20 protein-coding genes are annotated in these 21497 nt (G+C 49.8%); 12 read left to right on the forward strand and 8 right to left on the reverse strand.

Going from position 1 to position 21497, the window contains the following annotated elements; genetic code table 11:
• Nucleotides 1-210: 210 nt before the first annotated feature.
• Together R4537_RS06570 and R4537_RS06575 are read right to left on the reverse strand one after the other, a co-directional pair.
• Complete coding sequence (locus R4537_RS06570) at nt 211-2622, reverse strand: bifunctional aspartate kinase/homoserine dehydrogenase II (RefSeq protein WP_071179324.1); 2412 nt, start codon at nt 2620-2622, stop codon at nt 211-213.
• Between the two features lie 12 nt (nt 2623-2634).
• Nucleotides 2635-3801: an O-succinylhomoserine (thiol)-lyase gene (locus R4537_RS06575; RefSeq protein ID WP_000213237.1), complete on the reverse strand. Its 1167-nt coding sequence runs from the start codon at nt 3799-3801 to the stop codon at nt 2635-2637.
• A gap of 267 nt (nt 3802-4068) precedes the next feature.
• On the opposite strand from R4537_RS06575, the gene metJ reads away from it, so the two are divergent.
• A complete protein-coding gene (gene metJ / locus R4537_RS06580; RefSeq protein WP_000796267.1) occupies nt 4069-4386 on the forward strand; it encodes a met regulon transcriptional regulator MetJ in 318 nt (105 codons plus the stop codon).
• A 110-nt stretch (nt 4387-4496) separates the two neighbouring features.
• Here metJ and R4537_RS06585 read toward each other — a convergent pair whose 3' ends face one another.
• Nucleotides 4497-5774: a malic enzyme-like NAD(P)-binding protein gene (locus R4537_RS06585; protein ID WP_001278591.1), complete on the reverse strand. Its 1278-nt coding sequence runs from the start codon at nt 5772-5774 to the stop codon at nt 4497-4499.
• A 307-nt stretch (nt 5775-6081) separates the two neighbouring features.
• Complete coding sequence (gene rpmE / locus R4537_RS06590) at nt 6082-6300, reverse strand: 50S ribosomal protein L31 (RefSeq protein WP_000643446.1); 219 nt, start codon at nt 6298-6300, stop codon at nt 6082-6084.
• Nucleotides 6301-6554: 254 nt separating this feature from the next.
• On the opposite strand from rpmE, the gene priA reads away from it, so the two are divergent.
• The 7 genes from priA to rraA all read left to right on the forward strand — a co-directional run bounded on the left by priA (nt 6555) and on the right by rraA (nt 14497).
• A complete protein-coding gene (priA, locus tag R4537_RS06595; RefSeq protein ID WP_071179323.1) occupies nt 6555-8759 on the forward strand; it encodes a primosomal protein N' in 2205 nt (734 codons plus the stop codon).
• Between the two features lie 305 nt (nt 8760-9064).
• Nucleotides 9065-10072, forward strand: coding sequence for a DNA-binding transcriptional regulator CytR (cytR, locus tag R4537_RS06600; protein WP_029627696.1), 1008 nt, complete (start codon nt 9065-9067; stop codon nt 10070-10072).
• Between the two features lie 171 nt (nt 10073-10243).
• The gene (locus tag R4537_RS06605; RefSeq protein ID WP_071179322.1) at nt 10244-10795 is read left to right on the forward strand and encodes an SPOR domain-containing protein; all 552 of its coding nucleotides are present in this window, start codon (nt 10244-10246) and stop codon (nt 10793-10795) included.
• Nucleotides 10796-10931: 136 nt separating this feature from the next.
• A complete protein-coding gene (gene hslV / locus R4537_RS06610) occupies nt 10932-11489 on the forward strand; it encodes an ATP-dependent protease subunit HslV (protein ID WP_001960141.1) in 558 nt (185 codons plus the stop codon).
• Nucleotides 11490-11554: 65 nt separating this feature from the next.
• Nucleotides 11555-12886, forward strand: coding sequence for an HslU--HslV peptidase ATPase subunit (hslU, locus tag R4537_RS06615; protein WP_071179321.1), 1332 nt, complete (start codon nt 11555-11557; stop codon nt 12884-12886).
• Between the two features lie 103 nt (nt 12887-12989).
• Nucleotides 12990-13907, forward strand: coding sequence for a 1,4-dihydroxy-2-naphthoate polyprenyltransferase (locus R4537_RS06620; protein ID WP_071179320.1), 918 nt, complete (start codon nt 12990-12992; stop codon nt 13905-13907).
• Nucleotides 13908-13981: 74 nt separating this feature from the next.
• On the forward strand, nt 13982-14497 hold the full coding sequence (rraA, locus tag R4537_RS06625) for a ribonuclease E activity regulator RraA (protein ID WP_000456236.1): 516 nt from the start codon (nt 13982-13984) through the stop codon (nt 14495-14497).
• Nucleotides 14498-14583: 86 nt separating this feature from the next.
• Here rraA and R4537_RS06630 read toward each other — a convergent pair whose 3' ends face one another.
• Both R4537_RS06630 and tpiA read right to left on the reverse strand, forming a co-directional pair.
• A complete protein-coding gene (locus R4537_RS06630) occupies nt 14584-15930 on the reverse strand; it encodes an MATE family efflux transporter (RefSeq protein ID WP_458860743.1) in 1347 nt (448 codons plus the stop codon).
• Between the two features lie 153 nt (nt 15931-16083).
• Nucleotides 16084-16857: a triose-phosphate isomerase gene (tpiA, locus tag R4537_RS06635; RefSeq protein WP_001254171.1), complete on the reverse strand. Its 774-nt coding sequence runs from the start codon at nt 16855-16857 to the stop codon at nt 16084-16086.
• A 243-nt stretch (nt 16858-17100) separates the two neighbouring features.
• Between tpiA and R4537_RS06640 the strand changes: the two genes are divergently transcribed.
• Both R4537_RS06640 and R4537_RS06645 read left to right on the forward strand, forming a co-directional pair.
• Nucleotides 17101-17451: a 5-carboxymethyl-2-hydroxymuconate Delta-isomerase gene (locus tag R4537_RS06640; RefSeq protein WP_001133286.1), complete on the forward strand. Its 351-nt coding sequence runs from the start codon at nt 17101-17103 to the stop codon at nt 17449-17451.
• A 19-nt stretch (nt 17452-17470) separates the two neighbouring features.
• Nucleotides 17471-17911, forward strand: a complete 441-nt coding sequence (locus R4537_RS06645; protein ID WP_057563680.1) for a DUF805 domain-containing protein — start codon at nt 17471-17473, stop codon at nt 17909-17911.
• An 88-nt stretch (nt 17912-17999) separates the two neighbouring features.
• Here the strand turns inward: R4537_RS06645 and R4537_RS06650 are convergent, their stop codons facing one another.
• Nucleotides 18000-18359: a DUF3135 domain-containing protein gene (locus R4537_RS06650; RefSeq protein ID WP_000188676.1), complete on the reverse strand. Its 360-nt coding sequence runs from the start codon at nt 18357-18359 to the stop codon at nt 18000-18002.
• 138 nt (nt 18360-18497) lie between these two features.
• On the reverse strand, nt 18498-19115 hold the full coding sequence (locus R4537_RS06655; RefSeq protein ID WP_000859359.1) for a helix-turn-helix transcriptional regulator: 618 nt from the start codon (nt 19113-19115) through the stop codon (nt 18498-18500).
• Nucleotides 19116-19474: 359 nt separating this feature from the next.
• Between R4537_RS06655 and R4537_RS06660 the strand changes: the two genes are divergently transcribed.
• Together R4537_RS06660 and groL are read left to right on the forward strand one after the other, a co-directional pair.
• Nucleotides 19475-19765 carry a co-chaperone GroES gene (locus R4537_RS06660; protein WP_001026274.1) on the forward strand — a complete coding sequence of 97 codons (291 nt, stop codon included), beginning with the start codon at nt 19475-19477 and terminating at the stop codon, nt 19763-19765.
• Nucleotides 19766-19818: 53 nt separating this feature from the next.
• Nucleotides 19819-21453, forward strand: a complete 1635-nt coding sequence (groL, locus tag R4537_RS06665; protein WP_000729140.1) for a chaperonin GroEL — start codon at nt 19819-19821, stop codon at nt 21451-21453.
• Nucleotides 21454-21497: the final 44 nt, after the last annotated feature.

Below are 21497 nucleotides of genomic sequence, written 5' to 3' on the forward strand. Positions count from 1 at the left end.
GTGAATGCGCTTTGATGTCAACCTCGCCATTATGAAGATTACTCATGTTGATCGTGAAGTCGATTCACGCTCGAAAAAGTCATTCAGCGCTATGTATGGTTCTTGGTGAGAGAGATAGAGCATGATGCTTTCTATACCCAAAAGTATAGAGGATGGGAGGGAAAGCTCGCCATTTCGACGAGCTTTGTTTTAAGGGGTAGAACGAGAGATTTAGAGTAGGCTCGCGAGCAGATTCAAATCCGACTGAATCGCGCCAGCAGTTACTTCGCGTCCAGCGCCGGGGCCTCGGATCACCAGTGGATTATCGCGATACCATTTACTCTCGATGGCAAAGATGTTGTCACACGGCAGTAAGTTAGCCAGTGGGTGGTCTTGCTCAAGCGCTTCAACGCCCACGCTGGCTTTGCCATTTTTCTCTAGCCTTGCTACGTAGCGCAGCACCTTGCCTTGCTTCTGTGCTCGGGCGAGGCGTTCGGCGAGCTGCTCGTTGAGCAGTTTGCTGTTGTCGAGAAAATCATCCAGCGATACAGAGCGCAGCTCGGCAGGTACCAATGATTCCACTTTGACATTCTGCGGCTCAGTCTCAAGGCCAGATTCACGTGCCAAGATCACCAATTTACGCATAACATCAGAACCATCGAGATCACTACGCGGATCGGGCTCCGTTAAACCTTGCTGCCACGCTAAATCCACCAGTTCACTGAATGGCAAGCTACCGTCGTATTGTTGGAACAGCCATGAGAGTGTGCCGGAGAAAATCCCAGATAACGCCATGATGTCATCGCCGCTTTCACGTAGGTCACGCACCGTGTGGTTAATTGGTAAGCCCGCGCCTACCGTAGCGTTATACAGCCAGTGGCGGCCAATTTTGTGAAAGGCATCTTTAACTTGGTAGTAATAATTACCCGCAGCTGAGCCAGCCACTTTGTTGGCGGAAATCAGGTGCAAACCGTGTTCGGCAATGTCGAGATACTGCTCAGCTAACTCTGCACTGGCGGTGACATCAATCACGACTGCTTCATCGTACCCTTCTAATGCACCGAGTTTTTTCAGCCAGCTTTGCTCTTGGTTGGGCAGTGCTTCATCTTGGAAATGAGTGGCCACTTGGTTTGGATTAATGCCTTGCTCATTAAACCAGTAGGTTTGGCTATCGACTACCGCAACCAACTCAAAATTCATGCCGTGGCGTTGTTCCAATTTCTCTTTTTGTTCGGCAAACAGTTTGAGCCAACTTGAACCGATATTGCCTTTACCACACAGCGCAATCGCGACGCGTTTTTGAGCTTGGAAGAGCTGTTTGTGAATGGCGTTAACCAATGAATGAATCGGCGTTTGGCGCAGTATGGCAACCAAACTGAGGCTTGATTCTGACGCGCTGATAAACTCGACCGGTAAGGCATTCAGCTGTTGGTAGAAGCCATAACAGTGGTTCGGGTTTTTGGTGACGCCTGCACCGACCGCAGCAATCAGGTCATAGCCTTCTTTGAGTTTGATTTCCGCCTCGAACGCGGCATCTTGCAGCGCCGCAAACGCGCCAGGCGCAATTTCTGCTGTGTAAGCTAAACGCAAACGGTATTGGTCAGGTTGTGCTTCGTAAGTCAGCGGTTGCAGTTGTACGCGCAGCAAGTGCTGTAACACATCTTCTTGCACGCGATGGAAATCATGGTGATGAGCAAAGCTCAGTTCAATCAGCAGCACATCATCGAGTGAAGTAATGATTTTCGCGCCGCGACCAGAAGCCAGTACCCGTTCAATACGGGTAGAACCCGATTCCGGTTGGTGGCTGCAACGTAAGTGAAGCTCCATGGTGCTTTGTGCCACAGGTTGGAGTGTGCGGCTGTGCAGAACTGGTGCAGCTAAGCGTGCCAGCTCATTGGCTTCATCGAGTCTTAGCAGTGGCAGCAAACACGCATCGCTGACAATGCGTGGATCGGCGCTGTACACGCCAGCCACATCACTCCAAATGGTCACGCGTGATACTTCGGCCAGTGCGCCAATCACGGTCGCAGAATAATCGGAACCGTTACGACCGAGCAGGACTGTATCGCCCTGTTCGTTTTGTGCCATAAAACCAGTGATCACCACGCGGCGCTGGGTATGTTGTGCCAACACGGCTTTCAGTAGTGGGTAAGAGCGCGCGCGATCCACTTCCGGTTGTGTGCCTGCTTCGGCACGTAAAAACGCCCGCGCATCTTGCGCGACCGCTGGTAAATCTTGCTGGTTCAGTAACGCGGCGAGTAAACGTGCCGACCAGAGCTCACCATGCCCCAAAACCCAAGCGTATTGCGCGTGACTAAGAGGAGCCGTGAGCTCGCCTAACACGCTGATCTCTTGTTGCAGTTGGCTAAGTAGTGGTTCAGCCGCTTCGTTGCTGAGTAGCTTAGCAATCAATTCAGACTGATATTGGCGCAGCGCATGTAGGGTTTCATGGGCAACGCGACCATCTTTACTGAGTGCTTCGACAAAACTGATCAAACGGTTAGTGGTTTTGCCAGCCGCAGAGACCACCACCAGATCATCACTTTTGGAATAACTTTTAAGAATTTTCGCGACACGCTGATAACACTCAGGGTCGGCAAGGCTACTACCACCAAATTTATGCAATTGACGGGGATGGGTCATTCACAGATCTCCTTAATTCGCGGCAAGAGTGTGCAAAAAGGCTTGGTCAAGATCGGCAATCAGATCAGAGGCATCTTCAAGACCGACAGAAAGACGCAGCAACTGCTGGGAAATTCCCGCTTCAGCTAAGGCTTCTTCGCCCATTGCACGATGAGTCATAGACGCAGGATGGCAGATAAGACTTTCTACCCCACCAAGTGACTCTGCCAGTGAAAACAGCGCCAACTTACCCACAAAGAATTTCAGCTGCTCAAAACTGCCGGCAAACTCGAAACTGAGCATAGCGCCAAAGCCAGATTGCTGTTTTTTGGCAATCTCATGACCCGGATGGTCGGGCAGACTTGGATGATAAATTTTGCCAACCAAAGATTGAGTCTGTAGATAAGCCAAAATCTGTTGCGCACTCTCTTCATGCACGCGCATCCGCGCGCCCAGCGTGCGAATACCACGTAAGGTCATGTAGCTATCAAATGGAGTACCAGTTGAACCTAAACAGTTGCCCCACCAAGCCAACTCTTCTGCATGTTGCTTGTGTTTACAGATCAACACGCCGCCAATCACATCCGAGTGACCATTAATGTATTTGGTGGTGGAGTGCAGCACAAAATCCGCGCCCAAGGTGAGAGGCTTTTGGAATACTGGAGTTAAGAAGGTGTTATCTACCGCCACCAAAGTGCCTTGTGCTTTCGCTAACTGACAAAGATGAGCAATATCCACCACACGCACTAAAGGGTTGGAGGGTGTTTCAATCAGCAGCAGTTTGGGCTTACGGGCCAAAGCTTGGGTGAGTGCGGCTGCGTTGGATTGATCCACAAACTGCACTTTGAAATCGCCTTTTTTAGCGCGGGTGTTGAGCAAGCGATAAGTGCCGCCATAGCAGTCATGCGGCGCGACAATCAGATCGTCAGGGCCTAACAAGGCTGTGACCCATAAATTGATGGCCGAAGTGCCACAGTTGGTCACTACGGCACCTTCTCCACATTCAAGCTCATATAAGGTTTGTTCTAACAGGCCTCGGTTTGGGTTGCCTGAGCGGGTGTAATCGTATTTAGGTACTTCGCCAAATGCGGGAAAACCATAGTTGGTCGAAAGATAAATGGGGGGCACAACGGCATGGTATTGAGTGTCCGATTCAATCCCGGTACGAACCGCAATGGTGGCTGGCTTGCGTGTGGTCATGGAGTTTCCTTGCTGGCTATTCTGTCCTAGAGGGCTTCATCATATACCTTTCCTGCTTTAAGCTGCAGTGTCGGTTGTCGCATCGCAACTTTCCCTAACTGGGGGACGAGGTTTATCCGTTGCCCATAAATTACTCGACACTTTACTGATGTTAAATAAAGACGTCAACACTTCTAGACGTCTATATGTCTTTGCTTATGGCGGTAAATCCCGCTAAAATTAGGGCCTTTGAAATTTCGATTCGAACCACAATAACGAAGGTGCGCAATGGCAGACTGGAATGGCGAATACATCAGCCCCTATGCAGAGCATGGGAAAAAGAGCGAGTTGGTAAAAAAAATCACGGTATCCATTCCGCTAAAAGTTCTCAAAGTGCTAACGGATGAGAGAACACGCCGTCAAGTCAATAACTTACGTCACGCAACCAACAGTGAATTGCTGTGCGAAGCCTTCTTGCATGCTTATACAGGCCAGCCGCTGCCGACGGACGAAGACCTACGTAAAGATCGCCCTGATGATATTCCTGCCGAAGCCAAACGTTTGATGACCGAAATGGGGATTGAGTTCGAATCTTACGATGAGTAACGATTGGCGTGAGTGATACGGGTTCATTGAACAAATCCTGCTTATAAAAAAGCCCCTCATATAACTGAGGGGCTTTTTTTATCGACTGTTTATCAACATAAACAAGCAGATTAAGCCTGCATGTAGTTTTCTGGCATTGGGATACGAGCAACACCTGATTCCACTGCCGCTTCCGCGACGGCGCGTGCTACGCGTGGCAATAGGCGTGGGTCCATCGGTTTTGGAATGATGTAATCAATACCGAAACTGAGCTTATCCACTCCAGCAGCTGTCAGCACTTCGGCTGGCACAGGCTCTTTCGCCAGTTGGCGAATCGCCTCTACCGCAGCCAGTTTCATCTGGTCATTGATCTCACTCGCGCGCACATCGAGTGCTCCACGGAAAATGAACGGGAAACAGAGCACGTTGTTAACTTGGTTTGGATAGTCGCTGCGACCAGTCCCCATGATCATGTCGTTACGCACTTGATGAGCAATTTCTGGCTTGATTTCAGGATCTGGGTTGGAGCAGGCAAACACCACAGGCTTGTCGGCCATCAGCTTAAGGGCATCCGCTGGCAGCAAGTTAGGGCCAGAAACGCCGAGGAACAGATCCGCTCCAGCAATCACATCTTCCAGCGTACGCTTGTCGGTGTTGTTGGCAAACAGCGCTTTGTATTCATTGAGATCATCACGGCGAGTGTGGATCACGCCTTTGCGATCCAGCATGTAGATTTTCTCACGCATTGCTCCACATTTGATCAGTAGCTCCATACACGCCACCGCCGCCGCTCCCGCACCAAGGCAGACGATAATACAGTCTTTCAGTTGTTTACCTTGCAGCTCAAGGGCGTTAAGCATGCCAGCCGCGGTGACAATCGCGGTACCGTGTTGGTCATCGTGGAATACAGGGACATCACAACGCTCAATCAGGCGGCGCTCAATTTCAAAGCAGTCTGGGGCTTTGATATCTTCTAAGTTAATGCCGCCGAAAGTATCAGCAATGTTAGCGACAGTATCGATAAATTCGTCGATCGTGCGGTGTTTTACTTCAATATCAATCGAATCCAATCCTGCGAAGCGTTTAAACAGCAGAGCCTTACCTTCCATGACAGGCTTAGAGGCCATCGGGCCTAAATTTCCCAATCCTAAAATTGCGGTGCCGTTAGAGATTACGGCAACCGTGTTGCCTTTCGCGGTGTACTTATACACATTGTCAACGTTTTGCGCGATTTCACGCACTGGCTCAGCCACACCTGGGCTATAAGCCAGAGCCAGATCGGCAGCAGAATCGGCTGGCTTGGTCAGTGCAATACCAATTTTGCCCGCAGTTGGGTAAGCATGGTAATCCAGAGCGCGTTGGCGAAATTGTTCTTCAGGCGTTGGGTTGAGGCGATTGTCATCGGACATAGGGCTGTTCTCTTATTGTTATTTATGGGGGAGGTCGCAAATTTTAAAGTAACTATTGCAAACTGCCTAGGTTAGACACTGAGCAAAGCGTACAAAAAAAGCGAAGATCTTGCTGATAAGACCAGTGAAAATGTGAATAGCGGAGAAGAAATAGCCAGAATGTGCCAATTCAAAGGGTTTTATATGCAGATAAGTGAGTGTTCAATTCATCCTCGCTGAAAGCGAGATGAGATAGCGGTGGCGAGGTTTAAGCTATGAAAAAAGGACGCCGAAGCGTCCTTTTTCAAAATCTAGCGTAAAGCAGAAATTACTTCTTCGCAGACAGTGCGCCGAAACGCTTGTTGAAGCGCTCAACACGACCACCGGTGTCAACGATACGTTGCTTACCAGAGTAGAATGGGTGGCACTTGTCACATACGTCTAGGTGCATTGTGTCTTTACCTAGAGTAGAGTTGAAAACGAAAGAGTTGCCGCAAGAACAAGTTGCGTTTACTGCTTTGTATTCTGGGTGGATACCAGCTTTCATGGGATAACCTCAATTTAGGCCGTGTCGCCATCCGAATCGATTGTCGTCGGACACCACACGTAGTGTTAAAAATAACGAGTTTGCATATCCAGAGAGGTCAACCCTCTAGGATGCCGTAAGGCGCGATATATTAATGAATCTCGAGTTTCGGATCAACCGATCGCGCCGATTATTTCACCAAAAGCGCGGGTCGAATTTCTGCCAAGCTTCCAGTAGACTGTGATCCGTTTGATTTTTCTCTGTTTTGGACCCTGATGCGACCCACCATTGCCCGAGTTTGCCTGCCTGTACCTCTGGATAAGTCTTTCGACTATCTGATCCCAGCTCATCTATTTCCAGTGCTGGGCGGTCGTGTACAAGTGCCTTTTGGGCGACAAACCTTGGTCGGCATTGTCCAGTCGCTGACACATCAATCCGATTTTCCTATCGAACAACTGAAATCCGTGCAAGCCGTTTTGGATGACGCGCCCGTGTGGCCAGATAAACTGCAGTCTCTGCTGCACTGGTGTAGTCAGTTTTATCATTATCCGCTCGGTGAAACGTACGCGAATGCCTTGCCCGGCGCACTGCGCAAAGGCAAAGCGGCAGAGTTGACTAGCCATAAGGAGTGGCGTTTGACCGCGCTTGGTCAAGAGCAATTGATGCAAGGGGTGAAGCGTGGCGCAGTAAAGCAAGCGCAAGTCCTTCACCTGCTGCAGCACGGCGCTTTATCGCACCAAACTTTGCTTGATGAAGAGGTGAGCAGTACGACCCTCAAAGCCTTGGTCGAAAAAGGGTGGATCGAGTGTGAAGAGCGTAAACCTGTGGCGCGTCCTTGGCCGCAAGAGCTGGAAGCCAAAGTCGATAAACCTAAGCTTAATCAAGAGCAGGCGATCGCGATTGCGGCGGTGAATAGCCAGCAAGGTTTCGGCTGCTTTTTATTAGAAGGGGTAACGGGCTCAGGCAAAACAGAGGTGTATCTTAACCTCATCACACCGGTATTGGCGCGTGGTGAACAAGCCTTGGTGTTGGTGCCGGAAATTGGTTTAACCCCACAAACCATCAACCGTTTTCGCCAACGTTTTAATGTCCCCGTTGAAGTGATGCACTCGGCGCTCAACGACACTGAACGCCTCAACGCTTGGCTGGCGGCGCGCGATAAAGTGGCGGGGATTGTGATTGGTACGCGCTCGGCGCTGCTCACACCCTTTGCCAAATTAGGCATTATTATTGTTGATGAAGAACATGATAGTTCTTACAAGCAGCAAGATAGCCTGCGTTATCACGCCCGAGATGTGGCTGTGATGCGCGCGCATCTGGAAAACATTCCGATTGTGCTTGGCTCGGCGACGCCAGCCTTGGAAACGTTGCATAATGCGCTCAGTGGTAAATACCATCACTTGCAACTGACGCAGCGCGCCGGTAATGCACTACCCACACGTAACCACGCGTTGGATGTGAAAGGGCTCTATCTAGAAAGTGGCCTTTCTGCGCCTTTGATTGCAGAAATGCGCCGCCATTTGTCGGCGGGCAATCAGGTGATGCTGTTTTTAAACCGCCGCGGTTTTTCTCCGGCCTTGATGTGTCACGAGTGTGGCTGGATTGCGGAGTGCCAGCGTTGCGATGCCTATTACACCTACCATCAACACAGCAATGAAATGCGCTGCCACCATTGTGGTTCACAGCGTCCTGTTCTCCATCAATGCAAAGGGTGCGGCTCGACTCAACTGGTTACTGTCGGCGTTGGTACGGAACAGCTTGAAGCGCAATTACACACTCTATTCCCTGAGTATCGTTCAGTGCGAATTGATCGAGATAGCACGCGGCGTAAAGGCAGTTTGGAATCGGCGTTAACCGCGATTCGCAAAGGCGAATATCAGATTTTGATTGGTACGCAAATGCTCGCCAAAGGACATCACTTCCCCGATGTTACCTTGGTCGCGTTGTTGGATGTCGATGGCTCACTGTACAGCAGTGATTTTCGCGCTTCTGAGCGTTTGGCTCAGCTCTTTATTCAAGTCGCAGGGCGGGCAGGGCGAGCCAGTAAGCCTGGCGAAGTGGTGCTACAAACGCATCATCCCGAACACAGTTTGCTACAAGCCTTACTGCATAAGGATTACCACCACTTTGCTTTGACGGCGTTGGAAGAGCGCAAACTGGCGCAGTTGCCCCCTTATTCTTTCTTGAGCTTATTTCGAGCTGAAGCCAATCACACCGCTCAAGTGGAAGATTTTCTGCGCCAAGTACGCGAAACCTTGCGCTGCAATCCTTGGTTTGATAGCGAATGTATGGTGCTTGGGCCAACGCCTGCGCCACTCGCGAAACGAGCGGGAAAATTCCGTTGGCAACTTTTACTACAAACGCCGAATCGCACTCTGATGCAGAAAATTTTGCAAAGCGCACGCCCCGTATTACAACAGTTACCGTTGGCGAGCAAAGTACGTTGGTCGATCGATATTGACCCACAAGATTTGAGCTAATTCACATTGCGTTTGATAAAGCGGATGTGTGTTAATTTTGTCAGCAAATTAATGCTTATTATCGTGATGAGAATCACGATGACGATGCAAAATTTGTTAATCTCGCCGTAACTTTCTGTTCTGAATCCCTTAGACTATCGGTAAAATCCACTCAGTGAATCGTTTTCGTTAAGCCCAACGTCATGGTTATGGCCATGATTTCTAGCATGAACAAGATTTACTGATTGCAGGTTAAGTCTTACAAGATCAGTCATCATGAGTGTGATGCTCAACATCACTCGATAGAGAAAAGAGGGTAAAAATACATGGCGACAATGAAGGATGTTGCCCAGCTTGCTGGAGTTTCAACCGCGACCGTGTCTCGTGCGTTGATGAATCCAGAGAAAGTCTCGTCGTCTACTCGTAAACGAGTCGAGGAGGCCGTGCTGGAAGCGGGTTACTCACCAAATTCTTTAGCGCGCAATTTGCGGCGTAATGAATCCAAAACCATCGTTGCTATCGTGCCAGATATCTGTGATCCCTACTTTTCTGAGATCATTCGCGGCATTGAAGATGCCGCGATGGAGCACGGTTATCTGGTGCTGTTGGGGGATAGTGGTCAACAGAAGCGTCGGGAGAACTCGTTCGTTAATCTGGTGTTTACCAAACAGGCAGACGGTATGTTGCTGTTGGGCACGGATTTGCCGTTTGATGTGAGTAAACCTGAGCAGAAAAACCTACCGCCTATGGTGATGGCGTGTGAATTTGCGCCGGAGCTGGAACTGCCAACGGTACACATCGATAACCTGACCTCGGCATTTGAGGCGGTAAATTATCTCACTCAGCTTGGGCACAAACGGATTGCGCAGATCTCCGGTCCACAACATGCTGCGCTGTGCCAATTCCGTCATCAAGGTTATCAACAGGCGCTGCGTCGTGCTGGTATCACCATGAACCCGACTTACTGCACTTTTGGCGATTTCACGTTTGAAGCCGGGGCAAAAGCGGTGCGTCAGCTGTTGGCATTGCCTGAGCAGCCGACCGCGATTTTCTGCCATAACGATACAATGGCGATTGGCGCGATTCAGGAAGCGAAGCGATTGGGTTTGCGTGTACCGCAAGATCTCTCCGTGGTCGGTTTTGACGATATTCAATTCGCTCAGTATTGCGATCCTCCATTAACCACCATTTCGCAGCCGCGTTATGAGATTGGCCGTCAAGCCATGCTGATGATGCTTGAGCTGCTTCGCGGACACGATGTGCGTGCTGGCTCGCGTCTCTTGGAGACCAAATTGGTATTGCGTGAGAGTGCTGCGCCGCCAAGCAAGAAGTAACCAACCTTCGAAACCGAGTTTCATCCTTGAATGGTTTGAACTCGGTTCCTTTTTTCGTTCCTGTCGCAGCGCTGAGATCGGCGATAAGACCAGTTGTTTGGGTGTAACTCTGTTATCTGGCGGCGATCTGCATTAACATGTGGACAATTTTGTTAATTTCCGAACAACAACGTGGCTAATAGAGATTATGTAAGAGGCGGTCGTAGTCCGAAGAAGCCGACCCGCAGAAAAGCAGCGCCGCGCCGTAAACCATGGCGTAGTGGTTTAGTCGCTTTAACATTGATTGCGGGCTTTGGTTATGGCTTGTATTTACTCAATAACGACCCAGACCCCAAAGTCAACACTCAGGTGTCGACATCATCATCGACATCCTCCAGTAAGCCTAAGCAGGCAGATACGTTACCACCCCCACCAACCGAGAAGTGGGATTACGTAGATACTCTGCCCAATCGTGAGATTGAGGTGGTGGCTAAAGAGCAGCAAGTATCGGATATTCCTTACGTGATGCAGTGTGGTGCTTATAAAACCGCAGAGCAAGCCGAAGCGCGGAAGCTAGATATTGCTTTTCAAGGTATCAGCAGTCATATCCGTAAGAAAGCGGACAGCAGTTGGTATCGGGTGGTACTTGGTCCTTACAAATTCAGGCGCGATGCTGAGCGTGATAAGCACAAATTGCAACGCGCGAAAATCGAGCCCTGTGCCATTTGGGCTGAGAAACAGTAATGGATTCCCTAAAAGCCTGATATTGATCAGGCTTTTTTGTTGGTGTTAAGTCAACTTCTCTCGCTTGGCTTGAAATTGTTTTCCGGTAGCCGCATATAAGCGTGAAACTCTCCGATAAAAATTAAAGAGGCCTCTTGTGACTACTATCGTATCAGTGCGTCGTAATAATAAAGTTGTCATCGCTGGTGACGGGCAGGTATCGCTAGGCAATACCGTGATGAAAGGCAATGCACGTAAAGTGCGCCGCCTTTATAACAACAAGGTACTAGCAGGCTTTGCTGGTGGAACCGCTGATGCATTTACCCTGTTTGAGCGCTTTGAAAGTAAGTTGCAGATGCACCAAGGTCACCTGACCAAAGCGGCGGTTGAGCTAGCCAAAGATTGGCGAAGCGATCGCGCGCTGCGCCGTTTGGAAGCGATTTTAGCGGTCGCCGATGAAACCGCATCGCTGATCATTACCGGTAATGGTGATGTGCTGCAGCCTGAGCACGATCTGATTGCGATTGGTTCTGGTGGCAACTATGCACAAGCGGCTGCCATTGCTCTATTAGAAAACACCGAGCTTGATGCACGCACGATCGCCGAAAAAGCCTTAAATATCGCGGGCGATATCTGCGTATTTACTAACCATAATCACACTATCGAAGAACTCGAAATTCCGCAGGCGATGTTGCCACAAGGCGCATCTGCGTAGGCCAATAAGTCTCCGGCAAATAACCACAAGATAGTGTTCGATAAGCTGAGTGAAGGATTTGAATCATGTCTGAAATGACTCCCCGCGAAATAGTGAGCGAGCTAAATCGCCACATCATAGGTCAAGATAAAGCCAAACGTGCCGTAGCGATTGCGCTGCGTAACCGTTGGCGTCGTATGCAGCTTGAAGAGAGCTTGCGTGTTGAAGTGACCCCGAAAAATATTCTGATGATTGGCCCAACCGGTGTCGGCAAAACTGAAATTGCTCGCCGTTTAGCCAAGCTTGCGAATGCGCCTTTCATCAAGGTTGAAGCGACCAAATTCACCGAAGTGGGCTATGTCGGTAAGGAAGTGGAATCGATCATCCGCGATCTGACCGATGTTGCGGTGAAGCTGACGCATCAGCAAGCGATGGAGAAAGTGAAATTCCGCGCTGAAGAGTTAGCGGAAGAGCGCGTATTGGATGCGCTGCTGCCTCCACCACGCGATGCGTGGGGACAAGCAGAGCAAAAAGAGGAGAACTCCAGCACCCGCCAAGTATTTCGTAAAAAGTTGCGTGAAGGGCTGCTGAACGACAAAGATATCGAAATCAATGTGGCGACACCGCAGATGGGCGTGGAAATCATGGCGCCTCCAGGTATGGAGGAGATGACCAACCAGCTGCAGGGGCTGTTCCAAAACCTCGCTGGCGACACCAAGAAAAAGCGCAAAATGAAGATTAAAGATGCGCTGAAAGCCTTAGTGGAAGAAGAAGCCGCTAAGCTAGTCAATCAAGAAGAGCTGAAAGAGCAGGCGATTTACAATGTCGAAAACAACGGCATCGTGTTTATCGATGAAATCGACAAAATCTGTAAGCGTGGCGAAGTATCGGGTCCCGATGTTTCTCGTGAAGGGGTGCAGCGCGATCTGCTGCCTTTGATTGAGGGCAGTACGGTATCCACTAAGCATGGCATGGTGCGAACGGATCACATTCTGTTTATTGCATCAGGTGCGTTCCAAGTAGCAAAACCGTCAGATTTGATCCCAGAGCTGCAAGGCCGTTTGCCCATCCGTGTTGAACTGGAAGCCCTGTCGAGCAACGACTTCAAACGCATTCTGACCGAGCCGAAAGCATCACTCACCGAGCAATATGTTGCGCTGATGAAAACCGAACAGGTGGATGTGCAGTTTACCGAAGATGGTATCAAGCAGATTGCGGATGCCGCATGGCAAGTCAATGAAACCACCGAAAATATTGGTGCGCGCCGTCTGCATACTGTGCTGGAGCGTTTAATGGATGAAATCTCCTTTGATGCAACAGAAAAAGCCGGCCAAGCCTTCGTGATCGATGCTGCTTACGTGAAAGCGCGTTTGGGTGAGCTGGTCGAGGACGAAGATCTCAGCCGTTTCATTCTCTAGACTGCTTAATTTTTGAAGTGAAAGCCCACCCGAATTTGGTGGGCTTTTTTATCTGAGTGATTTGCGCGTATACTGACGCCATGTTGATCGTACTCTCATTATCATGAATAACTCTGTGCAAATTTGGTTGGACGCCGCGCGTCCGAAAACCTTGCCTCTGGCGCTGATCTCCATTTTAACCGGGAGTGCATTAGCCTTCTCCGCGGGAAATGTTCACTGGCTGATCGCGGTGTTAGCTCTGCTGACCGCGACTTTGCTGCAAATTCTGTCTAATCTGGCCAATGATTATGGCGATGCGGTGAAAGGCACCGACAACCATGCTCGTTTAGGACCGATGCGTGCCATTCAATCGGGGGCGGTGAGCTTAAGTGATATGAAACGCGCCATGGCGATCAATGTTATTCTGACCATGGTGTCTGGCTTAGCATTGGTACTGTATGCCTTTGATAACCTGCAAAATATCCTGATATTTATTGGCTTAGGCGTATTGGCGATTTTAGCGGCGATTGCTTATACCGTCGGGAATAAACCTTACGGCTATGTCGGGCTTGGCGATCTATCGGTATTCCTGTTTTTTGGTTTGCTTGGCGTCTCCGGCAGCTTTTTCTTACACACTGGCTATATCGAATGGAGCTTGTTATTACCGTCTTTAGGCTGCGGTTTACTGGCGGTGGCGGTACTGAATGTCAACAACATGCGCGATATTGAAAATGATGCGCAGTGTGGCAAACGCACCGTGGCGGTGCGCTTGGGCCAAGTGCGCGCGAAGCAGTATCACTTTGCTTTGTTGTTTGGTGCTGTTGCCGCGTTTGCAGGTTACCTCGTTTTACAAGACAAACCACTGTGGATCAGCTTGCCCTTTTTACTCTGTTTGTCGGTGGTGACTCGTCACGGGCGAGCCGTGTGGTTTACCGAGCAACCCGCGCAAATTGCCCCCATGATGCCCGTGGTGGTGAAAACGTCGGTGATCACCAACCTTTTGTTTGTTGGAGTGATCATTGCCCAAACTCTGACAAGTTAATTTACACTCTGTCATTGCAATGACTCAATCACTCTATATACTCGTTGGAAGACTTTCGCTAAGAGAACAAAGCTATGGAATACAATACTTCTGCGCTGTGTGATATCTATCTCGACCAAGTCGATGTCGTGGAGCCTATGTTCAGCAACTTTGGTGGCTGTGCTTCGTTTGCCGGTCAAATCACCACGATTAAGTGCTATGAAGATAATGGCTTGATCCGTGAAACCCTTGAGCAAGATGGTCTTGGCCGTATTTTGCTGATTGACGGTGGCGGCTCGCTGCGCCGTGCATTAATTGATGCAGAATTGGCGGCTCTAGCGGAAGAAAATGAGTGGGAAGGCATTGTGGTGTATGGCAGTGTCCGTGAAGTGGATGAATTGGAAGAGATGAGCATCGGTATTCAGGCGATTGCTTCTATTCCTGTCGGCGCAACCTCGCAAGGCATCGGTGAAGTGGACATTCCAGTCAACTTTGGCGGCGTCACCTTCCTACCAGAAGATTATCTGTATGCTGACAATACTGGCATCATCATCTCGCAAGAGCCGCTGAGTGCGGATCTGGGCGAAGAAGAGGAAGATGAGTTGCTGTAAGCGAATTCACGCACTCTAAGTTTTGAAAAAGCCGATGTCGTTGACATCGGCTTTTTTCATGCATTCTCTATTGGCTTGTAACGAGCTTAATCCAAATCAGGTGTAAGGGTTTGACGCCGCAATCTGAGCGCATAGAGATAACCCAATAATCCGCCCAGTATGTTCCCCACTGCAATACCGATAAATAACCCTTCAATGTTGTACAGTCTGCCGCCAATCCAAGCTGCGGGTAGGGTGAACACAAACAGGCGCATAAAGCTCCATTGAAAAGCCTTGAGTGGTTGATGTAAGGCGTTGAGGGCGGAAACCAACATCATGACCACACCTTGGAAGCCGTAGCTGACCGGTACGACTAACAGATAGTGCCACAGCAGATCACGCACGGCTTGCTCTTGAGAAAACAGCGCCGCCAGTGGAATACTCAGCGGTACCATCATGATAAACACCATCAGTTGAAACAGCAGAGAAAAGCGTAGACTCAGAAAGAGTCCGGCAAAGCTGCGTGCAGGATTTTGCGCCCCCAGATTTTGCGCCATAAAGGGGGTGAGGGCAGACGTGAGCGACATCAGTACCAAAATCAGAATCGACTCAATGCGCTGTGCTGCACCATACGCGGCCACCGCTGCAGTGCCGTGGCTTGAGAGCATGATCATCAGCAGTGCGCCAGAAATTGGGTTCATTGCGGTAGAAAGCGCAGCCGGAGTGCCGATTTTTAAAATCTGTTGCCAGTCATCGCGCAGATGAGGCAGCGATGGTATGGCGAGCAGTTTTTCACGCTTGATCAGCAAATAGAGTGAGCCGATTAATGCTCCCAACCAAGAGAAAGCGCTGGCAATTGCCGCACCTTGGATGCCGAGTTCAGGAAATGGGCCGTAGCCAAAAATCAGCAGTGGGTCGAGCGCGCCGTTGATAAACCCAGCCAGCATCATAATTTTGGCGGGTGTTTTAGTGTCGCCAGTGGCGCGAATCGCGCTATTGCCGGCCATAGGTAGCACGAGCAGGGGAATCGTGAGATACCACACCACCATGTACTCTTTGATAAGCGGGATCAGCTCATGGCTGGCACCAAGCAGCAAAAACAGCGGTTCTATGGTCAATAAACCGAGTGTTGAAGCCGCGGCCACTAGCAATAAGGCGAGCAGTAACCCATGACTAGAAACGCGCGCCGCTTGTCGCCCATCGCCTTGTCCGAGCAAGCGCCCTATGCAAGTGGATAATCCAATCCCAATGCCCATGGTAATACAGTTGACCGCAAAGGTGACCGGAAAGGTATAACTGATTGCCGCCAGCGCCTGTGTGCCTAATAAGGAAATAAAGAAAGTATCGACGAGGTTGAACATCAAAATGGCCACCAAGCCGAAAATCATCGGTACGGTCATTTGCCGTAAAACGAGGGGGATGGGGGCAGAAAGCAGGCCGTGTTTATCGTGCATAAGCTGGGCAACGAAGGAAAACAAGGTGCCTAGCATACCTGAACTTAAAAACAGGGACTAGGGAAGGGAGCCTAGGGAGTAAATTGCGAGGGGCTAAAAACAACAAGGCCAGCATTATGCTGGCCTTGAACGATCAGTGGCGAGAATCGCAAATTACGCTTTTTTCGCTTCTGCTGCGGCTTTGGCGATCGCGGCAAAGCCTTTCGCATCCAGTGATGCACCGCCAACCAGCGCACCGTCGATGTCTGGTTGTGCAAAGTAAGAGGCTGCGTTTTCTGGTTTTACAGAACCGCCGTACTGGATGATCACTTGCTCTGCAACAGCAGCATCTTTCGCAGCGATCAGTGCACGGATTGACGCGTGGATACGCTGTGCATCATCTGCTGTCGCGGCTTTACCAGTACCGATTGCCCAGATTGGTTCGTAAGCGATGATCGCGCCGTTCAGTGCTTCAACGCCGTAAGCATCGATCACTGCGTTGATTTGGCGAGCACATACCGCTTCTGTTTCGCCCGCTTCGTTTTGCGCTTCAGTTTCACCGATACAGAAGACTGGCGTTAGGCCGTTTTCTTTCAGAAACGCAAATTTCTTAGCGACGAACTCATCTGATTCTTTGTGGTAATCACGACGCTCAGAGTGACCGATGATGATGTGCGAAGCACCGAAATCTTTCAGCATCGCAGGAGACATATCACCTGTGTACGCACCACTGTTGTGAGTATCGGTGTTTTGTGCACCCAGGATCAGCTTGTTGCCGCCTTCTTTGATCAAGCGCTCAGCCAGATCCAAATACATTGCTGGTGGCGCAACGACAACATCAACACCTGCAACACCTTCAAGTTCTGCATTCAAGCCGTTTAGCAGGTCAGTGACCATAGCTTTGCTGCCATTCAGTTTCCAGTTACCCATCACAACAGGACGACGCATAGGAATATCTCCATATCTAATCAATGTAAAAAATAAGCTCGCAGGACTATAGCAGAATAAATTCGTCAGATCATGACTCGTATCATGTCTTTATGGGATCTCATCGACGCGACAAATCAGCAATCGAGTGATCTGAGTGACAGATTATTCGGTAGTGGCTCGGTTTTTTAGGTTGAACTTGTTATTACTATCCCTCTCTCTAGGACAGAACGATTTTTATCCACCGTTAGCAAGGAAAACCGAATGCCAAACTTAGTCATGGAATACTCAAACTCAGTCGATGAACGCATCAATGTGCAAGGATTGCTGGAAGATTTGCATCGAGCCGCGATTGATTCAGGACTGTTTGAAATAAGTTCGGTAAAATCTCGCGCGCTGCGCTGCCACCATTGGTTGATTGGGGATGAAGGGGACAGCGTTGATTTTATTCACCTCAGTTTTGAGTTGCTGGCAGGACGCAGTCCTGAGCAAAAGCGAGAGTTATCGCGTAAGCTGATGGAGATTCTGGCGGCGAAAGCCAGCCATGTGCGCAGTTTGACCATTAATATTCGAGATATGGATACAGACTGCTTTCAAAAAGTCATCAATCGATGACCTTGTTTAGGTAAAAGTCATGTCGTTACAAACACTGTTGTTTTCTTTTCAGGGGCGTATTGGTCGCCAAGCTTTCTGGCTGTGGAATATTTGCTACTACGCCATGATTGCCGGTTTTGCAATGGGATCGAATCTGCTATTTCCCGATGTTGCGCACCTGATCTTGCCGGTTTTTCTGCTGGTAGTCTTAGTGCCAGATTTGGCGATTACCGCTAAGCGTTGGCATGATCGTGACAAATCCAGCTGGTGGTTGCTACTCAATGTGCCGCTTGTGATTGGCCGCATGACGATTCCGGCGGGAGAATTGGCCGTGAATACCCAACCCGGCATGCTGGAAACACTTATCTCGTTTGTGGCCTTACTGTGTGGTGCATGGATTTTGGTGGAGTGCGGATTTCTTTCTGGCACGGATGGCAGTAACCGTTTTGGCCCCGAGCCGAAGTGGATGAAAAAAAGCTAGGCCAGCAATAAGCGGTATCAAAGGCGTAAGAGAGGAGGTTTCTCTCCTCTCTTTATTCTTGCCACTTTTGCCATCTCGGCTGAGAGCGTTATCGCCAGCCGTCGTCTTGAACCATTCTCGGGCGAAACGGCACCACATCCGCGACGGTATCTTGCTGCAAATCGCCCTCCAATGCATTGCGAAAACGCACCATTTGTTGGCTCAGTTCGCGCATTAAGGTTACGTTGGCGTGTACGGGGTTTTTGCATTGACCCACCACGCGATCAATATGGCTCTGCTGTGCCCAAAGCCTTTGCTGCATGGCGTGCGAGGCAGAGAGGATCATCTCTTCGCACATCTCCTTCTTAAACTGATCAAAAGCATCAGGATGGTGCTTTGCGAGGGCGACCAACTCATCAAAGGGTGGTAGCACCTGATTACAAGGTTCGGGTGAGTGTGGGGGCGTCATGTGGCAATCCTCCGCCTTTGGCTAAACTGATGCTTTTATCAACAATACTAGCTTAAGCGATTTTTGCGCAGTTCGGCGGAACGAATATCGCCCTTCTTATAAATAAGACGAAAAGGGCTAAAAACAGCATGAGAGAGATTATCGCGCGGCAATAAAGTAGGTGCAGCGACGCTCTCCGGCGACAATGTGTTCGCGGCGTTCGATATGGCATTCTTCGCCCAATAAACGGCGAAAAACATTCAACTCAGATTGGCACAGGCTAGGACAGCGGGTGGCTGCTTTGCAAATCGGGCAGTGGTTTTCAATCAAAATAAAGCCGTCGGCCGTCGGTTCTAACTCGGCCATATAGCCTTCTTGTTCACGCAGGGTAACCAAAGCTTCGAGTTTTTCTTGCAGAGAGTGGCACCCCACTAAGGCGTTGTGATAGGCAGCAAAGGTTTGTGCTTCCCGTTCCGCCGCCACCTTGGCGAGTCCTTCTTTGCCAAAAATATGTTCGACTGCATCAATCACTTGAATGGTCAGCTCGCCATGACGATCGGCAAACTGATTGTGTCCTTTCGCGGTTAAAGACCAATGGCGAGTCGGACGCCCGACCTTGACTTTCACATCATGAAAGGCCAGCACACCTTCTTCTTCCAGACTTTGTAAATGCTGACGAGCGCCCATGGTCGTGATACCTAGGTCTTCAGCCAACTGTTTGGCGGTTACTGTGCCTTCACGTTTGATCGTGTGAAGAATGCGGTCAACCGTTTTCATCGTCTCTTATTTTCCTAACAAGGTGTGGTTTCTAAGCGGAGTCATTGCGTTTGTCACCATTCATTTTGGGTGTTGCTGGATCGGTGCCTCTTTATGCTGCCGTTATTATGGAATGCGAATTTAATAAAGCAAACTATTTACTATGCCTAAGGAGTCGCTAGCTGGCTGCCGTCGATCACCGGCAGGATCGAAAGCGCTACCCTGCTCAGATCGATTTGCTGTTTGAAAATGTTAAATTAATCACGTTTTTTTACGCTTGCCCCCTTGGGATATGCTGCAAGTTCCCCCACATATGTGACACATGCTGATGATCAGCGTTTTATCAACCATACGGAAAATTAAATCAGGAGAGACGACCGATGAATATTCGTCCATTACATGACCGAGTGATCGTTGAACGCCAAGAAGTTGAATCAAAATCTGCTGGTGGAATTGTTCTAACTGGTTCTGCGGCGGAAAAATCAACGCGCGGTAAAGTGTTGGCTGTTGGTAAAGGCCGCATTCTAGAGAACGGTTCAGTTCAACCTTTGGACGTGAAAGTAGGCGACACCGTGATCTTCGCAGAAAGCTACGGCACAAAAACAGAAAAGATCGATGGCAAAGAAGTGCTGATCTTGGCTGAACATGACATTTTGGCAATCGTTGAATAATTGATTCTGAATCCCAACGAAATCAATAACTGAATTTAGAAAGGAAATGAAAAATGGCTGCTAAAGACGTACGTTTTGGTAATGACGCTCGTGTAAAAATGCTAGAAGGCGTAAACATTCTGGCCGATGCGGTTAAAGTGACCTTAGGTCCTAAAGGCCGTAACGTAGTTCTCGACAAATCTTTCGGTGCACCAACCATTACTAAAGATGGTGTATCAGTTGCGCGTGAAATTGAACTGGAAGACAAATTCCAGAACATGGGCGCACAAATGGTCAAAGAAGTCGCTTCTCAAGCCAACGACGCGGCGGGTGACGGTACCACCACAGCCACCGTACTGGCTCAAGCGATTGTGAACGAAGGACTAAAAGCGGTCGCGGCGGGTATGAACCCAATGGATCTGAAGCGCGGTATTGATAAAGCGGTTATCGCAGCAGTAGAAGAGTTGAAAGCACTTTCAGTGACCTGTGCAGATACTAAAGCGATTGCCCAAGTAGGTACCATCTCTGCTAACTCAGACTCTAGCGTGGGCAACATCATTGCTGAAGCGATGGAAAAAGTGGGTCGCGATGGCGTGATCACCGTTGAAGAAGGCCAAGCGCTGCAAGACGAGCTGGATGTGGTTGAAGGTATGCAGTTTGACCGTGGCTACCTGTCACCGTACTTCATCAACAACCAAGAATCAGGCAGTGTAGAACTGGATAACCCATTCATCCTGCTGGTGGATAAGAAAATCTCTAACATCCGCGAACTGCTGCCAGTACTGGAAGGCGTAGCGAAAGCCTCTCGTCCACTGCTGATCGTGGCTGAAGATGTGGAAGGCGAAGCGCTGGCGACTCTGGTTGTCAACAACATGCGCGGCATCGTGAAAGTGGCAGCGGTTAAAGCTCCTGGCTTTGGCGATCGTCGTAAAGCGATGCTGCAAGATATCGCGATCCTGACTGGTGGTGTTGTGATCTCTGAAGAGATCGGTCTGGAGCTGGAAAAAGCGACTCTGGAAGACCTAGGCCAAGCGAAACGCGTTTCTATCACCAAAGAAAACTCAACCATCATCGATGGTGCTGGCGATCAAGCCGCGATCCAAGGTCGTGTTGCGCAGATCCGTCAACAAATCGAAGAAGCCACTTCTGACTACGACAAAGAGAAACTGCAAGAGCGCGTAGCAAAACTGGCTGGCGGTGTTGCAGTAATCAAAGTGGGCGCAGCAACCGAAGTGGAAATGAAAGAGAAGAAAGATCGCGTAGAAGACGCGCTGCACGCGACTCGCGCAGCGGTAGAAGAAGGCGTTGTTGCGGGTGGTGGTGTAGCCCTGATCCGTGCAGCTTCTAAACTCTCTTCTCTGGTGGGTGACAACGAAGAGCAAAACGTGGGTATCCGTGTCGCACTACGTGCGATGGAAGCGCCACTGCGTCAAATCGTGAAAAACGCGGGTGACGAAGAATCAGTGGTTGCCAACAATGTGCGTGCAGGCGAAGGTAACTACGGTTACAACGCGGCAACGGGCGTGTACGGTGACATGATCGAAATGGGTATTCTGGATCCAACCAAAGTAACTCGTTCTGCTCTGCAATTCGCAGCGTCTGTTGCAGGTCTGATGATCACCACTGAAGCGATGATCACTGAACTGCCGAAGAAAGATGCACCAGCAATGCCAGACATGGGCATGGGTGGCATGGGCGGCATGATGTAATCATCTCCCTTAGCAGGAAAAGCCGGAGCCCAAGCTCCGGTTTT

The organism is Vibrio paracholerae, from assembly GCF_037672085.1.
GTDB classification, from domain to species: domain Bacteria; phylum Pseudomonadota; class Gammaproteobacteria; order Enterobacterales; family Vibrionaceae; genus Vibrio; species Vibrio cholerae.

Coding starts and splice junctions, on each gene's coding strand:
- R4537_RS06575 (WP_000213237.1), bottom strand. CDS start 3,801: ATGACCACACGCAAGCCAGCCACCATTGCGGTTCGTACCGGGATTGAA.
- R4537_RS06645 (WP_057563680.1), top strand. CDS start 17,471: ATGTCGTTACAAACACTGTTGTTTTCTTTTCAGGGGCGTATTGGTCGC.
- R4537_RS06630 (WP_458860743.1), bottom strand. CDS start 15,930: ATGCACGATAAACACGGCCTGCTTTCTGCCCCCATCCCCCTCGTTTTA.
- priA (WP_071179323.1), top strand. CDS start 6,555: ATGCGACCCACCATTGCCCGAGTTTGCCTGCCTGTACCTCTGGATAAG.
- groL (WP_000729140.1), top strand. CDS start 19,819: ATGGCTGCTAAAGACGTACGTTTTGGTAATGACGCTCGTGTAAAAATG.
- hslU (WP_071179321.1), top strand. CDS start 11,555: ATGTCTGAAATGACTCCCCGCGAAATAGTGAGCGAGCTAAATCGCCAC.
- cytR (WP_029627696.1), top strand. CDS start 9,065: ATGGCGACAATGAAGGATGTTGCCCAGCTTGCTGGAGTTTCAACCGCG.
- R4537_RS06570 (WP_071179324.1), bottom strand. CDS start 2,622: ATGACCCATCCCCGTCAATTGCATAAATTTGGTGGTAGTAGCCTTGCC.
- R4537_RS06585 (WP_001278591.1), bottom strand. CDS start 5,774: ATGTCCGATGACAATCGCCTCAACCCAACGCCTGAAGAACAATTTCGC.
- rraA (WP_000456236.1), top strand. CDS start 13,982: ATGGAATACAATACTTCTGCGCTGTGTGATATCTATCTCGACCAAGTC.
- R4537_RS06620 (WP_071179320.1), top strand. CDS start 12,990: ATGAATAACTCTGTGCAAATTTGGTTGGACGCCGCGCGTCCGAAAACC.
- metJ (WP_000796267.1), top strand. CDS start 4,069: ATGGCAGACTGGAATGGCGAATACATCAGCCCCTATGCAGAGCATGGG.
- R4537_RS06655 (WP_000859359.1), bottom strand. CDS start 19,115: ATGAAAACGGTTGACCGCATTCTTCACACGATCAAACGTGAAGGCACA.
- R4537_RS06660 (WP_001026274.1), top strand. CDS start 19,475: ATGAATATTCGTCCATTACATGACCGAGTGATCGTTGAACGCCAAGAA.
- tpiA (WP_001254171.1), bottom strand. CDS start 16,857: ATGCGTCGTCCTGTTGTGATGGGTAACTGGAAACTGAATGGCAGCAAA.
- rpmE (WP_000643446.1), bottom strand. CDS start 6,300: ATGAAAGCTGGTATCCACCCAGAATACAAAGCAGTAAACGCAACTTGT.
- R4537_RS06650 (WP_000188676.1), bottom strand. CDS start 18,359: ATGACGCCCCCACACTCACCCGAACCTTGTAATCAGGTGCTACCACCC.
- R4537_RS06640 (WP_001133286.1), top strand. CDS start 17,101: ATGCCAAACTTAGTCATGGAATACTCAAACTCAGTCGATGAACGCATC.